We start from the raw sequence: 279 nt of genomic DNA, 5'->3' as shown, positions 1-279 counted from the left end.
GTAGAATGCCAACTGTATGTGAGCTTACGGCAGCATAGTTCAACTTCTATCTTGTAAACTGATTTAATGATCGCAACTCAATAATCAGGATGCAATCATGTCAACATTAGATCCCTTATCAACCCTCACAACAGCTTTTGAATGCTGGCGTAGCAACAGGAATAGTCGTCAAGCTCCAACCCCCAATACATTGCGTGAACACGCCGTCGGATTACTCGAACATTATTCTTCTAGCAAAATAACATCCGCACTACGGATTAGTGGCGGCCAGCTTAAACA

The 279-nt window shown here is 43.0% G+C and carries 1 protein-coding gene; it reads left to right on the top strand.

Annotated features, from left to right (window positions below; genetic code table 11):
- Positions 1 to 97: 97 nt before the first annotated feature.
- On the top strand, positions 98 to 279 hold a 182-nt coding region (locus AAEY78_RS12780), incomplete at its 3' end, for a hypothetical protein (RefSeq protein WP_124013298.1).

The sequence above is a fragment of the Psychrobacter sp. 16-MNA-CIBAN-0192 genome, from assembly GCF_040309565.1.
Lineage (GTDB): Bacteria > Pseudomonadota > Gammaproteobacteria > Pseudomonadales > Moraxellaceae > Psychrobacter.
The sequence above is the reverse complement of the archived record's forward strand: the minus strand, read 5'-3'. Positions and strand labels throughout refer to the sequence as shown.